The organism is Halobacillus karajensis (genome assembly GCF_900108515.1).
Lineage (GTDB): Bacteria > Bacillota > Bacilli > Bacillales > Halobacillaceae > Halobacillus > Halobacillus karajensis.
Genome location: NZ_FNWW01000001.1, coordinates 157,533 through 173,419, shown reverse-complemented (window position 1 = coordinate 173,419; position 15,887 = coordinate 157,533). Strand labels below are relative to the sequence as shown.

Genomic DNA, 15,887 nt, shown 5'->3' with positions numbered 1-15,887 from the left:
GGTGGCGATGACTGTATTGAAACAAAGCAACCTACACACCTCTCAAAAGAAGGGCGTTTATGAGCACCCCTATTATAAAAGCATAATTCGCCGTTCATTAAATTATTTATCCGCCGGTTACCCGGTTCATTATACAGGCCCCTCCGGGGTTGGGAAGACGACGCTTGCTATCCATGTGGCTAAATTAATCAAGCGGCCGGTCACGTTAATTACCGGAAATAAGGATTTAACCAACGAGGATCTAATCGGCGCCTATAGAGGGTATAGTCGTAAGAAGCTGAATGATAATTTTATTAAAACTGTAAGAAAAATCGAAGAAAATGTAACGGAAGACTGGGTGGAGGGCCACCTTTATGAAGCCGTGAAAAATGGTCATACCGTTGTTTACGATGAATTCACAAGGTCCTCCCCGGATACGAACAATTTGTTTCTTTCCGTACTTGAAGAGAGAGTTCTTCCGTTATACGGATCCAAAACAAAGGATTCTCATTTGCGCGTACACCCGGACTTTAGAATGGTATTTACAAGTAATCCTGCGGAGTATATCGGTGTTTATGATACTCAGGATGCATTGATGGACCGAATGATTTCGATCCCGCTGAATTTCATCAGTATGGATGCTGAAATTGCCGTGGTCATGGAACGGACTGGTGTCGACCGGGATAAAGCAGAGGCTGTTGTGCGGTTCATACGAAATGTAAATCAATCGGAATCTGGAAAAGGACCAGATTTAAGTGTACGTTCATCAATTATGATTGCTGATATTGCGGAAAAAACAGGAGTACCCATCGAAGGCAAAAATGAATCCTTTCAAAATTTGTGTATGGACATCACCTATTTTTCGCTTTTATCTAGCACAAACGATGAAAAAGAAGCGAGAAACAGAATTATCGAACAGTGTAAGAAAATTTAGGAGGTCTTGGGATGGTTGAAGAAAACGGTATTTATGTATTTTGTTGTATTCAAACGAAAGAGGAGAAAAATTACGGAATGATCAATTTTGAGGGTGAAGAAAGAGAAATCTTTACTATCCATTATAGGGATGCAGCGATGGTAGCCATAGAAGCTCCTATTAAAATTTATCATCCTAAGAAAAAACCATTAATGACACACCAGCAGGTGATTTCAAGGGTGATGGAACAGGAGAGTTCTGTGATCCCGATTAGTTTTGGAAATGTCTTTAATACAAAAGAAGATACACAAGCGCTCACAGAAAATCTATATCCACAGCTCAAAAAGTTGTTCGTGGAAGTGAAAAATAAAATAGAGATCGGCTTAAAGGTGATTGGAAAAAGGGAATGGCTGGAAGAGCAAATTCAACAAAACACCAAGATTGTGAAGAAAAAAGACACGGTAGCCCAGAAGTCTAAAGCAGCCGGATACTTTGACCGGATTCAACTCGGTGAAATGGCCCGTGATTTTTTCACTAAGATTCAAAGAGATATTGAAGAAACGATTCATGATCCCCTGTCCAAGTTGTCAGAGGCTTCTAAGTTGAACGATCCTCTCGGAGAGAAGATGCTTTTGAACGGAGCCTATTTGATTGATCGTGAATATGAGGAATCTTTTGATGATAAAGTTAACGAATTACATGAACGCTGGAAGGATTACGTTGACTTCAAATATACAGGTCCATGGCCTGCTTATAATTTCATCAACATCAAACTGAAAGTGGAAGCGTCATGATTCACAAATTGTTCACTTCCCCGATCCATCTCATAAAAAAAGTCGGTGAGCATGTGAAAGATGAAGTGGATAAGGAAATGTACGACCTGGAGCATATCCAGAAGAAATTGGTTCAGTTACAAATGATGTATGAATTGGATGAAATTACCAAAGAGCATTATGAACAGCAGGAGGAAGAACTTCTTCTAAGATATGAAATAGCTAAAAAGCTCGAAATAGAACAATGGGAAAACATGACGAAAAGGAAGTAAGGAGTTTTTATGATGGAGAGGCTACTTTATTTGTATGGAATCATACTTCATGAGGAAGCCAATACAAGCGCTTTATCTAAATGGACAGGGATCGACGGTCACACTAACTTTGAGGTTCTGAATTATGGAGAGTGTGCAGCTATTGTAAGTTCCGTGAAGCAGGATGAATTTGGAGAGGAAGCGCTGGAAGAGAAAACGAAAAAAATGGATTGGGTTCAGGAGAAAGCCTATTTGCATCATAAGATTCTAATGGCCTTGACGGACCTTTCTACCTTAATCCCCATGAAGTTTTGTACCATTTTCCAAAGTGAAAAGAGTTTAAAAAAGAAAATGGAAGCGCATGAAAAAGAGTGGAGAGCCATTTTGCATCAACTATCCGGTAAGGAAGAGTGGAATGTCAAAATATACAATCAACCTGAGCGGTTAAAAGAGCAAATAGCCGACCAGCACCCGGTTATTCAAAAAAAGAAAGATCAAATCGCCCAGCTGTCTAAAGGAATGCAGTATTTGCAGCGGAAGAAGCTTGATCAGCAGATCGATGATCAAGTCATTCAGGAACAGCAGAACTATGTGAGACATCTGCACAGAGAATGGCAAGCCTTTTCTGTGGATAGTGCTGAAAAGAAGATTTGGAATAAGAGCGTAACTGGGAAAGAGGAAGATATGTGTTGGAATGGTGCCTTTTTAATTGATTTAGAGAATGTTGAAGGATTTCTAGGCAAAGTAACTGAGGCGAACGAGCAGGGAGAACAAGCGGGTTGGGTGATAGAAGTTACTGGACCTTGGCCTCCATACCATTTTTCAACTCTCTCTAAAAGCGAGGTGGGCTGAGTGTCCATCAGAGAAAATTATGAGAATAGAGAGATCGCACTGATAGATATTTTAGATACCGTACTGGATAAAGGAGTGGCCATCAAAGGCGATATTATCATCTCAATTGCAGGCATTGACCTTGTCTATTTAGATTTGAAATTATTAATTTCTTCTGTTGAAACCCTTATTCAGTCTCAACAAAAGGACCTTGTAGACTCCTTGAGCTCTGCAAAATTGGATAGGGAAAAGGAGGCATTGGAACGTGTCACAGAAAAGTATTGAAGAACAGCCCTTTAAAAGCAGCCGAATCAATCTTGACCCTGACGGAGCAGAGCAAGGACTTGCTCAACTTGTGCTCACTATCATTGAATTGTTGAGGGAGTTAGTAGAACGTCAGGCGATCCGGCGTGTCGATGGTGGAACGTTGACAGAGGAACAGATGGAGCAGTTGGGAGTCGCACTCATGAACCTTGAGGTGAAAATGGACGAACTGAAAGAGATTTTTGAATTGGATGATGATGATCTTAATATTGACTTAGGACCTTTAGGCAACTTGTTATAAAAGGAGGTGTCCTAGATGTCCATTGAGCACCCGACTCAATCAAACAGCATTGTCGACGTATTGGAAACGGTCTTAGATAAAGGAGTTGTGATTGCAGGTGACATTCGAGTAGGCCTGGCTGATGTTGAACTTTTGACGATCAAAATCCGTCTCATAGTCGCTTCTGTAGACAAAGCGAAGGAAATTGGCATGGACTGGTGGGAAACCGATCCCTACTTGAATTCGAAAGCAGCTGAATCGAACACAAAAGCATTGGAAAAGGAAAATGAGCAACTGCAAAAACGTGTGGAACAACTTGAAAAAAGTATGCGAGAAGTTTATGACTACTAATATAAAGGGGCGATGAAAATGAGTGAATCCAAAACACGATTAAACAACCATCAAAATGAACAAAAGAAGCAGGAAGAGGAGCAAAACCAGAAAAACCACCGTGTTACAAAAGCGGTCGTTGGCGGGGTACTTGGAGCTGCCGCAGGATTTTTCGTGGATTCTAATCGTAATAAAAATACAAGAGAGAATGCGAAAGAAAAAGCTAAAAAAGCTGGGAGTCAATGGAAAGGATGGAAAGACCAAACGAAAGACAAGACAGGCAAGATTGTAGCCGATGTAAAAAGTAAAGTGAAAAAAGGTTCAAACGATGAAAGTGAGGAAGAAGAAGCTCATTCTGTAGAAGGAGGGGAACTTTCTCAAAAGCAAATCGAAGCTTTTTCCTCTGAAGATGAAACGGCTGCGACTAAGGATGATGAAAATCGTGCTTCACAGGAAGGATCAAAGGACAAAACAACTGAGAAGGAAAAATCTGACAATCAGGAGAAACAAGTGAGCGATCCAATGGAAGGGAATAGAGAAGACTCTGTAGTGTCTCTCGAAGAAGAATCTGAGGAAGAAGTGGGTCAAACATCTGAGAACCCGGAAGAAGAAGACGAAAAAAATGGGAAAACGACACTGACCATAAATGATGATACAAGAAACTAAGATTTAATAGAGAAGGGAAGAGGGAAAATGGATAATATTTTACAAAACTTTGTAAAAGCAGCTAACCAGGGAGATTTCTCGCTGGATATTACGTTGAATGTAAACGGGACCTTAGTTACAGGAACAACCGTATCTGCCAAGAAATATATGCAGTCTTTAAGCGGGACATTTGATGGTGGAAACGAAATTTCTCAAAAGTTGAGTGAAAAACTTTCCCGTACTAGTGATATCAATTATTCCCAAGAAGAAATTCGTTTTATCCATTTAGAAAATGCTCAAGTATACAATGGGGATGCTCAACCAACTCCTTCTGAAGGCAGTTTCCATTGGCGCGGGAAACTGGAGGAAGTGGATGGATTTTTCTTGGGGAGAATTGATGCGAAATAGAATTTATCTTTTCTAAAGGTAATTAATGGGAGTTTCATTACTTTTGATGATATTTTTATTATAGATTGACTACAAACTTTCCTACTGTAAAGAATCATGGTAAGATAGCCTACAGCTCAATTTATATATAAAAGGAATGATAACTATGGCTAGAGAAAAAATTGAGTCTATCTTTCTATTAAGGCTTTTTGCCATGATGATGGTTGTATTAGTTCACGTAACAGCTGTTTACGCGTCTGTTCTCCCTGCAGGTGGCGATGCCTATGAAAAATATCACTTTATAAATCGAATTGTAAGAATAGAAGCAGGCATCTTCATCATGATCACCGCGATGGTCTTCTTCTATAAATATATTCATGAAAAAATGGATGTGCAGGAGCTCAAAACTTTTTATAAGAAACGTGCCTTATATATAGTTGTGCCATATCTCGTCTGGGCTTTATTCTATGAAGCATTTTCTATTTATATTGGAGCCGTCAGTTTTAATATAAGTGAGATTGGCCTACGGATATTAAAAGGTGAATCGTTTTATCAATTGCACTTCATCTTTTTAATCGTGCAGTTTTATTTGTTCTTTCCAGCGATTCTATTTGTAGCGAAAAAGATTCCTATTTTCAAAAAATATATGTGGCTGTTCGGAATTGTAATAGAGCTTGGTTATTATTTCTTGAATCAAGAATTCCAATTTATTCCATTCACCTTTTTCTTAAGCAGTATGGGCCCTTATTTACTGGGAGCCTGGATTGGCGTATATTTTAAAGAACAAAAAAGGAAAATTTATAATAAGTCCACTTATGTATGGACAGTTCTTGCCATAACGACAGGAATTGGGACAGTTACTCTTCATTACCACCTATACACGGTCCCTTCCATGCATTTGCCAGGGTGGATCTATTTGGTTATCAATCTCATCTATATCATGAGTGGCAGCTATTTGATGTTCCGTTTAATGGAAATAGCTTGTAGAAAATGGCCGCAAGTACTACCTTATATTAAAAACGTTGCTATTTATTCCTTTGGATTTTATTTGCTGCACCCTATTGTTCTGAAGGTAGTGGCCCAGTTTATCCCTATGCCAGGAAATTATTGGTTTCACGCAGCTGTTTTATTAAGATTTGTGGTAACATTGCTCGCTTGTTATACAATAATTTGGTTAACCCATAGATATTTTCCACTGCCGGGGCTTATTTTCGGGAAACTACCAAAAGAAAAGCCAGCATTTCTTGGAATTTCCCGCCATTCAGAGCGTTATGAAAAAGTTAGAACATCTGCTCAATAAGAGTCACCTGTTTCAAACGGCTTGTAGAGAAAATTGTTTCTCTACAAGCTTTTTTGTTGTGTGGAAATAGGTCGGACTTTAGCTCCGTACGGATATTTATCGAGCTTGCCTCTTTGGTGTTTTTAAAACGGAGAATGGCTGTCAAGTAGAACGGGAAAAAGCTAGAGCTATAGTTTCCGGTAGACTCTAATTAAGGTTTAAGAGATATTCTAAGAGAACAACTCTTCTCACTTATTGTTTAATATTTCCGAAAAATCTGTAAATTACATTGAACTAAATGTGGTAAGTAAGATATAATACGTTTAAATGTAAACGCATACATAATATAAGGAATGGAGGAGGGTTTTTGTGAGTGGTATTTGGTTAGCCGTTATCGGAGGTCTCATCTTTTTTCTAGGTTATCGATATTATTCAAAATTTATTGCAGAAAAGATTTATCAACTTGATGCGAATTATGTGACACCTGCCCATAAGTATAAGGATGGTGTCGATTTTGTCCCTACAAATAAATTTGTGTTATGGGGACACCACTTTACTTCCGTGGCCGGAGCAGCCCCGATCGTTGGACCGGCGATTGCTGTGTATTGGGGCTGGCTGCCTGCGGTCATCTGGGTATTGCTCGGCACCGTATTTGCTGCCGGTGTTCATGATTTCGGTACCCTTGTTTTATCAGTAAGAAACAAAGGACAGTCGATTGGGACACTTGCGAGTAAGTTAATCGGTCAAAAAGCCAAAGTTCTTTTTTTATTTATTATTTTACTGCTGGTTCTGATGGTTAATGCTGTATTCGCATGGGTGATTGCCAATCTATTCATCTCATTCCCGGCCAGTGTTTTGTCTGTGTTCATTCAAATCCCGCTTGCGATTTGGATCGGTTATCGTGTGTATAAAAAACAAGGCAACATGCTGCTTCCATCTATTGTAGCTCTTGCAGTTATGTATATAGCTGCCGTAGTAGCCAGCTATGTGCCCGCTTTACAAATTGACCTTGTTCGCTATTTTGGCGGTGAAGGTGCAACCACATTGTTTGGACTTAATGCAACTTCCATGGCCTTCTTCGTCTGGATTGTCGTATTAATGGTTTACGTTTATATTGCCTCCACTTTACCTGTATGGAAGTTATTGCAGCCGAGGGATTATATCAACTCCCACCAACTGATCGTTGGTCTTGGTCTTTTATACTTGGGACTGTTGTTCACAAACCCTGAAATTACAGCACCAGTAACAAATGCTTCGGCAGATACCTCATGGTTCCCGTTATTGTTTATTACCATTGCATGTGGAGCTATTTCCGGTTTCCATGGACTAGTATCCTCTGGAACGTCATCGAAGCAGTTGAATAAAGAGACAGATGCTCGTTTTGTCGGCTATCTAGGGTCTGTTGGAGAAGGGGCACTAGCACTTGTAGCAATTATCGCGGTGATCACCTTTTTCCCTACAGAAGGAGAATTTACGGCGACTTACAGCGGGTTTGCGGCAGCAAGTAACGCAGGGCTTGGTGTATTCATTCAAGGAGCGGGACAGCTGGCTTCCGGTCTGGGGATTCCAGCATCCGTAGCAGCAACGATCGTTTCAGTCATCGTGGTCAGTTTTGCTGCAACTACCCTAGACTCCTCTGTTCGTTTGATGCGCTACATTATCGCTGAACTTGGAATGGAGTATAAAGTAACACCACTGACGAAAATGCATGTCGCAACAACTGTTGCTGTTATTTCCAGCGCAGCCCTTACGTTGATCCCGCAAGGTCCAAAAGGATTTGGTTCCGGTGGGTATCTGCTCTGGCCTTTATTCGGAACATCCAACCAGCTGCTTGCAGGAATAAGTTTGCTGCTTGTATCGATCTGGCTAAAACGACAGGGCCGTAATTATTTGCCGACCATTATCCCGATGGTGTTCTTAATGTTCATGACATTATGGGCAATGATCGACCAAGTGGTGACTGAATGGGCGCCATGGAATGAGGAAAGTGACTGGATGTTGTTCACGTTTGGTGCCATCATCCTGGTTTTCACATTCTGGATTCTCCTAACCGCTTTTTCAGCCATTATGGGTAACCGTGATGGTTCCATTGAAAAAAGCGCTTGATCAAAAAAGAGGAAGCCGGCTTTGCTCGGCTTTCTTTTTCCGTTGTGAAGAAAAGTCGTTTGCATAGTTCGCTAGGTGGATAAGGCTTCTAGGAGGGGGGTATCCCAGTAAAAGCGGTTATGATTATAAAACCGGAATAGGAAATTGGAATGGGATGCTGTGATGGTATCTCCAGGGATTCGGATGGTTTTATAAATACGGAGAATAATTCAAACGTAGTTTGAGAAATGCTTTGGGAATGATACAGAGAGAAGGTCCTGGAACATACGAGCTGGCAAGTGAATGTAGACCCGCGAAATCTTGTGGAGATTTTCGCTTATTTTTCAAGACATGTTAAAAAGGGGAACATCATTTCTATCTTTAGTGCTATATGTTCTCTCTTTTTTGGCGTCATTTATAATCTATTAACAATAGGCAATGGATGAAGGAGGAGAGGTAGATATGGGAAGGAAGTTTTCTCTAAAACGATTATTTGAAATGTATGATGAAATTCTCAGCCTCCCACACAAGCAGGAAATTGCCAGGGAGCTGAGGGATGAGGACGACCTTTTCTTACTCCTCGTTTATTCAGATATGCTCGGTATTCCGAATCCGGCCTTTTATTATACACTTGAATTATATCCACATATTATTGAAAAGTTCCATGAGTGGCATTTGCGGATGGGGATGGAAAAGTCACCGCTCGACGGTATCCGTTGTTGTTAAAGGGGAGATGAAATATGGAAGAACTAATAAATAATAAAGTTATCTTCGTGGGAGGGAAAGGCGGGGTAGGCAAGTCGACTTCTTCAGCTGCTCTTGCCGTCGCTTTTGCCAAGGAAGGGTACCGTACACTCGTTATTTCCACGGATCCTGCACATAATCTAGGTGATATCTTTCATGAAAAAGTCAGTCATGTTAAAACCGTCCTTATGGATCATTTGTGGGGAATTGAAATTGATCCCGTTCATGAATCGAAACAATACATAGCAGGAGTGAAAGATAATTTGGAAGGACTTGTGAAATCGAAGATGATCGAAGAAGTCCATAGACAAATTGATATGGCCAGTGCGTCACCCGGGGCGGATGAAGCCGCGTTGTTCGACCGTCTTATTTCAATTATTCTCGAAGAATCGGAGAACTTTGATAAGATTATATTTGATACTGCGCCTACAGGTCATACCATTCGGCTTCTAACTTTGCCTGAACTTATGACCGTTTGGATCGATGGGATGCTCGAACGTCGGAAGAAAATTAATGACAACTACACCCAGCTTCTCAACGATGGGGATCCCGTTGATGACCCCATTTACGATGTGCTTCAGCACCGAAAGGAAAAGTTTGCTGCTGTAAGAGAAATCATACTGGACCCTGTAAAAACAGGATTTGTATTCGTACTTATTCCAGAACGTCTGCCAATTTTGGAGACCGATCAAGCAGTAACAAAATTGAAACAGCATGGATTGTATGTGAAAACGCTAATTGTTAATAAAGTTCTCCCTGATTATGCGGATGGAGAATTTCTTGCTAAACGGCGTAAACAGGAGAAAATGTACCTGGATGATATTCAACAGAAATTTCATCAACAACAATTAATTCAGGTCCCCTTATACGAAGAAGACGTATCCAATATGAAAAAATTAGTAACGTTCGCCGACAACATCAAGGAAGCCGTCCTCCCTAATTAATCTATTAACAAAATATGGGTGACCTGGTATGCCAATAAATGGGAAAACCCCACCGTCAACTTGTGTTTGGTTGAGAGTGTGGTTTTTCTTTGTCTTTGATAAAGGATTTGTGGGTCCATATTCTTGATTTCCATCTTTGTAACATGAGCAGGCCGCGTAACCATTCATCGACAATAAATCCGAGCCATATTCCGAGTAGTCCATAGGTGAAATGGAGGCCGAAGATCCAGGCAATGGTTACCTGAATGCCCCACATAGACAATATTCCGATAATGACGGGAAATCGGACATCTCCCGCGGCCCTTAGTGAGTTAATGACCACGAGGTTGAACGCGCGCCCTGGCTCCAAGAGAATAGTCATGAGTAATAGAATCCCGCCTGTCGTCAGAATGGCCGGGTCATCTGTGAACAGACCGAATAGCATGTCACTGGAAAAATAGAAGACGACTGCGACGGATAAAGAAATTACAATAGCAAGTTTCAGACTGCGAATACATTGATGGTAAGCCTTCTCTGTTTCTTTTGCTCCAATATGGTGACCGATCAGGATTTGAGTCCCCTGCCCAATGGCTATGGAACATAAAAAGATAAACATCATAAGGTTTTGAGCATAAACCTTTGTAGTAATGGCTGTGGCTCCTAGTTGGGCAACAAAATAGGTGATGGCCATCTGACTGGCATTATAAGAGAGCTGTTCACCAGCAGACGGGATTCCGATATTCAATAAATGTTTGATATGCGCTTTTTCATAGTGGTAGAAGGCTCGCCATGGGAGGTTCCCCGAAGCGCGGCGGATTAAAAGAACAAATAAGACGATAAATCCTAACGCTCTTGAAATAGCGGTCACATAGCCCACTCCCTGTACACCAAAAACAGGAATGCCAAAGGGGCCGAAAATGACAAAATAGTTGCCGATCACATTTAGGACATTCATTCCAATTGTGACATACATTGTATCTTTCGTATGACCGTAACTCCTAAGGATGGCACCAATCGTCATGAGCATCGCCTGAACGAAAATTAGCCCACCAACGATGTTCATATAGGCAACCGCTTCCCCCATAAGAGACGCAGGTAAGTCCATGATGTTTAAGATCTGCTCACTGAATAAAAAAAGTCCAAAGCTTAATAGGATTGAAAACCACAAGTTTACACTGAGCGAAGTAACAGAAATACTGCCGGCTTCTTGATTTTTTTCCGCACCGAGATTCTGAGCAACTAAAATAGCTGCTCCCGTAGCTACAAACCCAAACATGACGATGACAACCGAAAGAATTTGGTTGGAAACACCGACAGCTGCCACAGCATTATCAGAATATTGACTGAGCATGAGGGTATCGGCATTCCCCATCAACATATGAAGTAAAACTTCAATAAAGATCGGCCAAGTCAAGGCAAAGAGTGTCAATTTTTTATTTTGAGTCATGAAACGACTCCTCTACATTTAGCTTCTTTCTATAATGAAGTATCCTGAAGGACTTAAAGTGAATCCTTCCTCATTAGCAAAAGAATTCTCATCTTTATCAAGTACACGTGAATCGGTCGCTTCTCCTACGGAAACTTCATCTGAAGTGAGGTTCATTATGAACAATAAGGACTGCTCGTCCGACTTTTTCTCATAGGCGAGGATGTTCTCCTTTAGATCAGCAAAAGAGAAAAGACCATCATTCCCAAAGGCAGGCTCTCTTTTCCTTAAGCGGATCAATTGCTGAATGAAAGAAAACAGTTCACGGTCTTGGTCTTCTCTTTCCCATATCATGCATTTACGGCATCCAGGGTCCTCTCCTCCAGTCATTCCAATTTCATCACCATAATAAATACATGGCGTTCCTCCATAAGAAAGCTGGAATAAATACATCAATTTGGCTCTTTGTTTATCTTCATCCGCATAGGTCAGCACCCTTGGAGTGTCATGACTTCCAAGCAAGTTAAATGCCACTTCGTTGATCGCTACAGGATACATATTCTGAACGTGTGTCAATTGATTCTTGAATTGCTCAAGGGATATTTTTTTCTTTGCAAAAAAGTCGATCACAGCATTTGTGAATGGATAATTCATTACAGCATCAAACTGATCTCCCTGAAGCCAAGGCATCGAGTCATGCCATATTTCCCCGAGGATATAAGCATCGGGTTTCACTTCTTTTACCGTTTGGCGGAATTCCCGCCAGAAGGCATGATCTACTTCATTAGCCACATCCAGGCGCCAGCCATCAATATCAAATTCTTCCACCCAATAACGCGCAACTTTCAAAAGGTAGTCTTTGACCTCCTGGTTCTCTGTATTAAGCTTTGGCATACTTGGAACAAAAGCGAAGGTATCATAATTCGGGATAGGTTCTGTGACTACCTTTTCTTCTCTTAAGTGGAACCACTGCGCATATTCGGAATCGGTTCCATTTTCCAGAACATCTTGGAAAGGCTCAAAATAATATCCGCTATGGTTGAACACCGCGTCCAACATGACACGTATCCCCCGTTTATGACACTCTTGCACGAGCTTGTGAAACGTTTCCTTATCACCGAACTGCGGATCGATTTCCATATAATCGATAGTATCGTATTTATGATTGGAATAGGCTTTGAAAATCGGCGTAAAGTAAATCCCGTTAACCCCAAGGTCTTCTAAATGGTCCAAATGATCCATTACTCCTTGGAAGTCACCCCCAAAAAAGTTTGTCGGTGTCGGCGCCTCCCTCCCCCATGGCAGGGTCCCTTCTGGGTCGAGGGCAGGTTCCCCATTGGCAAAACGTTCAGGGAAAATCTGATACCATATCGTTTCTTTGACCCATGCGGGCGCTTTGAACACATCTTTGCTATTGAGGAAAGGGAAGCAGAAGTGATAGGCGGTGTCATCTAAAGGTGCGGTTTCATAAAACCCCTTCTCTGTATAGACTGTTTGTTCGTTCCCATTCTGCAGTAAAAAGGAGTAACGAAGCCTCCGGTATGGGGGCTGCAAGGCAACGAACCAATAATCGAAAAGCTCATCAGATCCGGATTTTTCCATTGGCTTTCTGTAAACTTGCCAATGTCCACCCTCCCAGTCGTAAGGATCTCCGTGAATGAGTAAAACCTCAGATACATCCCTTTTTTTAGTACGAAGACGAATGTGAATGGTTTTCTCATCATAAGCGTATGCGTAATTGTTCTTCGGTCTGTGATAGACAGCTTCTTTTAACATGAATCTCCACCCTTTCTGAACAATCGGTTGCACATTATTATTGGAATACTCTTCTACTAAATAAAACTATAGAAGAAGATAGAGGAAGTCAACGAAAATATGGAAACGTTAAAAATACTAAGATATTAGGTGTGAATATATTTTAATATTTTACAAGAAAACGCTTGCAAACGAAAATAGTGTTTGTATAATTATAATCAAGACGTGTGCAATCGGTTTCATTGGGTTGCCTTGCATATCGAATAAGAAAATTATGAGGGGGAGATTAGCGTGAAGAAGTGGTTGAGCTTGTTGTTTATTGGTTTTTTTACCGTTGTGGTGCTTGCTGCATGTGCGCCGGATCGTGAGGAAGAAGCGAGTGCAGGAGATTCTAACAGTGATAGTAATTCTTCTTCTGAATCATCAGAAGGGGACATGCCTGAAAAACCTGAGAAACTAGTGGTTTGGGAAGATAAAGACAAAGGCATCGCTTTAGAGCCTGCAATTGCTAGTTTTGAAGAGAAATATGGGATTAAAGTAGAATATAAAGAATTGGATATGGCAACAAAAATGGGAGAACAACTTCGACTTGACGGCCCGGCTGGTACCGGCCCCGATGTATTGACACTGCCTCATGATCAAATTGGGCAATTTGCCATTGAAGGCTTGCTTTCTCCGCTTGAAGTGGATAGTTCTGTAACAGACCTTTATACAAAAGCTTCCATCCAAGCCCAAACCTACGATGGAAATCTTTATGGTCTTCCAAAATCTACGGAAACACCCGTTTTCATTTATAACAAGGAACATATGACAGAAGTCCCTGAAGACTTTGATGAACTATTTGAGTTCACAAAAGACTTTAATAATGGGGACCAATATGGCTTTTTAGCTCTTTGGGACAACTTTTACTTCGCTAACTCGATCATGTCTGGTTATGGAGGATATGTTTTCGGTGAAGAAGAAGGTTCATTGAATCCACAAGATCTTGGTTTGAATAATGAAGGCGCTGTGGAAGGCGCTGAGTATATCCAGCAATGGTATGAAGAAGTCTTCCCATCCGGAATCGTTGGTGAGAGTGGCGGGTCGGCGAAGGATGGCCTTTTCCAAGAAGGTAATGTAGCCGCCATGATGGATGGTCCTTGGGCTTACCAGGCTTTGAACGAAGCGGGGATTGATTACGGTGTTGCGCCACTTCCGAAATTGCCAAATGGAGAATATCCTCAAACATTTGTCGGTGTAAAAGGCTGGCACTTATCTTCTGCTTCTGAAAATAAGGAGTGGGCGACTGAGTTGATCAAGTGGATCACAAATGAGGAAAACGCAAAAATCCGTTATGAAGAAACAAATGAAATTCCACCGGTTACGGCTTTGATTGAAGATCCAATCATTGCGGATAACGAAAAGGCTCGTGCCGTAGCGGTTCAGTCTGAGCGTGCCGTTCCAATGCCGAATATTCCTGAAATGGCTGAAGTTTGGGAGCCAATGGCTCAAGCACTTCAAGTCGTTGCTACTGGAAAAGAAGAGCCTGAGAGTGCGTTAAATGAAGCTCAAGATACAATTGAAACACAAATAAAGTTGAATCACTCAGGGGACTAATCACTGTGCAGAGCCTTACCCGTCTGTCGGGAATGGCTCTGCTTTTTCAAAAGAACGGCTTATAGAAAGGAGATTGCACATGGGGGAACGTCAACCGAAGATGAACGATGAACAACAAAATCGTCCGTCAAAATATAGGAATAAAAAAGAACCTCAATCAATGACCAATCACCGTAAAATTGCTTTCGTACTTTCGATCATCCCCGGATTTGGACAATTTTATAATAAGCAATGGTTGAAAGGTACGGCTTTTTTTATTTTAACGGCCTCTTTTTTTATAGCTTTTTCTGATTTGTTACAGTTTGGATTTTGGGGACTCTTTACTCTTGGAACCGATCCCAATTACGATCATTCTATCGTTTTGCTCGTTGAGGGAATTTTGACGCTGATCATAACGGTCCTTGGGTTAGGTATTTTTGCGTTCAATTTAAGAGATGCTTTTAAAGTGGGAAAACAAAGGGACTACAACAAGCAACCAAACTCGATCCGCCAGCAATACCAGAACCTTGTCGGCGGAGGGTTTCCTTATTTAATGATGACACCTGGATTCCTGTTGCTTGTATTTGTTGTTATCTTTCCCATTTTGTTCGTTATTCTATTATCCTTTACAAACTATGATTTGTATCACTCGCCACCTGCGAACCTCGTTGAATGGGTAGGGGTCCAGAACTTTATCGATATTTTCCAGATTCCGATCTGGCGGGATACGTTCTTCAGTGTTCTTGCCTGGACGGTCATTTGGACCTTTGGAGCTACAACACTTCAAATTGCCCTAGGGGTTTTCCTTGCGGTCCTGATGAATCAAAAGGGAATTATCTTTCAGAAAACGATCCGTACGATCTTTATTTTGCCGTGGGCTGTGCCCGCTTTCGTATCGATTCTTGTTTTTGCCGGAATGTTTAATGAAACGTTTGGTACGATCAATCGTGATATTTTGGCTGTTTTTGGACTTGGGGATGTCCCGTGGCTGACCAATCCGACATACACGAAAATGGCATTGATTATGATTCAGACATGGCTTGGGTTTCCGTTCATTTTTGCTATGGTGACAGGGGTTCTCCAGTCCATTCCTAATGAATTATATGAAGCAGCTGATGTGGATGGAGCTTCCATCTTCCAGAAATTCAGGAACATTACATTGCCGCTTGTTCTATATGCCACCGCCCCTATCTTAATCACGCAATACACATTCAACTTTAACAACTTTAATGTGATTTTCCTTTTTAATGGGGGAGGTCCGGCCGTTCCTGATCAAAACGCTGGAGGCACCGATATATTGATATCCTGGATTTATAACTTGACGATGACATCTGCACAGTATGGTAAAGCAGCCGCCATCACGATGATCTTGTCCTTGATCGTCATTACAGTTGCTTTATGGCAGTTTAGACGAACCAAATCATTCCAAGAAGAGGATATGATGTAA

17 protein-coding genes are annotated in these 15,887 nt (G+C 41.3%); 15 read left to right on the top strand and 2 right to left on the bottom strand.

Annotated features, from left to right (window positions below; all coding sequences use genetic code 11):
- Positions 1-7: 7 nt before the first annotated feature.
- The 13 genes from gvpN to BLW54_RS00810 all read left to right on the top strand — a co-directional run bounded on the left by gvpN (position 8) and on the right by BLW54_RS00810 (position 9,705).
- Entirely contained in the window at positions 8-913 is a 906-nt protein-coding gene (gene gvpN, locus BLW54_RS00870) for a gas vesicle protein GvpN (protein WP_074732991.1), read from the top strand.
- 11 nt (positions 914-924) lie between these two features.
- Positions 925-1,686: a GvpL/GvpF family gas vesicle protein gene (locus BLW54_RS00865; RefSeq protein WP_074732990.1), complete on the top strand. Its 762-nt coding sequence runs from the start codon at positions 925-927 to the stop codon at positions 1,684-1,686.
- Complete coding sequence (locus tag BLW54_RS00860; RefSeq protein ID WP_035506185.1) at positions 1,683-1,937, top strand: gas vesicle protein GvpG; 255 nt, start codon at positions 1,683-1,685, stop codon at positions 1,935-1,937. The genes BLW54_RS00865 and BLW54_RS00860 overlap by 4 nt, the downstream gene beginning before the upstream one ends.
- 9 nt (positions 1,938-1,946) lie before the next feature.
- Positions 1,947-2,768, top strand: coding sequence for a GvpL/GvpF family gas vesicle protein (locus tag BLW54_RS00855; RefSeq protein WP_081866985.1), 822 nt, complete (start codon positions 1,947-1,949; stop codon positions 2,766-2,768).
- Complete coding sequence (locus tag BLW54_RS00850) at positions 2,769-3,032, top strand: gas vesicle protein (RefSeq protein ID WP_035506183.1); 264 nt, start codon at positions 2,769-2,771, stop codon at positions 3,030-3,032.
- Entirely contained in the window at positions 3,013-3,312 is a 300-nt protein-coding gene (locus BLW54_RS00845; RefSeq protein WP_181949638.1) for a gas vesicle protein K, read from the top strand. Before BLW54_RS00850 ends, BLW54_RS00845 begins: the two co-directional genes overlap by 20 nt.
- A gap of 15 nt (positions 3,313-3,327) precedes the next feature.
- Positions 3,328-3,642 (top strand): gas vesicle protein, encoded by a 315-nt coding sequence (locus tag BLW54_RS00840; protein WP_035506182.1) that lies wholly within the window; start codon positions 3,328-3,330, stop codon positions 3,640-3,642.
- 18 nt (positions 3,643-3,660) lie between these two features.
- Complete coding sequence (locus BLW54_RS00835) at positions 3,661-4,287, top strand: YtxH domain-containing protein (RefSeq protein ID WP_035506180.1); 627 nt, start codon at positions 3,661-3,663, stop codon at positions 4,285-4,287.
- A 27-nt stretch (positions 4,288-4,314) separates the two neighbouring features.
- Positions 4,315-4,674: a gas vesicle accessory protein GvpU gene (gene gvpU / locus BLW54_RS00830; protein WP_035506177.1), complete on the top strand. Its 360-nt coding sequence runs from the start codon at positions 4,315-4,317 to the stop codon at positions 4,672-4,674.
- 145 nt (positions 4,675-4,819) lie between these two features.
- Positions 4,820-5,953 (top strand): acyltransferase, encoded by a 1,134-nt coding sequence (locus tag BLW54_RS00825; RefSeq protein WP_071414066.1) that lies wholly within the window; start codon positions 4,820-4,822, stop codon positions 5,951-5,953.
- A gap of 348 nt (positions 5,954-6,301) precedes the next feature.
- Positions 6,302-8,038 (top strand): carbon starvation CstA family protein, encoded by a 1,737-nt coding sequence (locus BLW54_RS00820; RefSeq protein ID WP_074732989.1) that lies wholly within the window; start codon positions 6,302-6,304, stop codon positions 8,036-8,038.
- Positions 8,039-8,479: 441 nt separating this feature from the next.
- Entirely contained in the window at positions 8,480-8,743 is a 264-nt protein-coding gene (locus BLW54_RS00815) for a cory-CC-star protein (protein ID WP_035506172.1), read from the top strand.
- Positions 8,744-8,757: 14 nt separating this feature from the next.
- The gene (locus BLW54_RS00810) at positions 8,758-9,705 is read left to right on the top strand and encodes an ArsA family ATPase (RefSeq protein ID WP_074732988.1); all 948 of its coding nucleotides are present in this window, start codon (positions 8,758-8,760) and stop codon (positions 9,703-9,705) included.
- Between the two features lie 55 nt (positions 9,706-9,760).
- On the opposite strand, the gene BLW54_RS00805 is transcribed toward BLW54_RS00810, so the two are convergent.
- Both BLW54_RS00805 and BLW54_RS00800 read right to left on the bottom strand, forming a co-directional pair.
- Complete coding sequence (locus BLW54_RS00805) at positions 9,761-11,131, bottom strand: MATE family efflux transporter (RefSeq protein WP_074732987.1); 1,371 nt, start codon at positions 11,129-11,131, stop codon at positions 9,761-9,763.
- Positions 11,132-11,149: 18 nt separating this feature from the next.
- The gene (locus BLW54_RS00800; protein ID WP_074732986.1) at positions 11,150-12,886 is read right to left on the bottom strand and encodes a glycoside hydrolase family 13 protein; all 1,737 of its coding nucleotides are present in this window, start codon (positions 12,884-12,886) and stop codon (positions 11,150-11,152) included.
- Positions 12,887-13,156: 270 nt separating this feature from the next.
- On the opposite strand from BLW54_RS00800, the gene BLW54_RS00795 reads away from it, so the two are divergent.
- Both BLW54_RS00795 and BLW54_RS00790 read left to right on the top strand, forming a co-directional pair.
- Entirely contained in the window at positions 13,157-14,461 is a 1,305-nt protein-coding gene (locus tag BLW54_RS00795; RefSeq protein WP_074732985.1) for an extracellular solute-binding protein, read from the top strand.
- Between the two features lie 160 nt (positions 14,462-14,621).
- Positions 14,622-15,887, top strand: coding sequence for a carbohydrate ABC transporter permease (locus BLW54_RS00790; protein ID WP_035507600.1), 1,266 nt, complete (start codon positions 14,622-14,624; stop codon positions 15,885-15,887).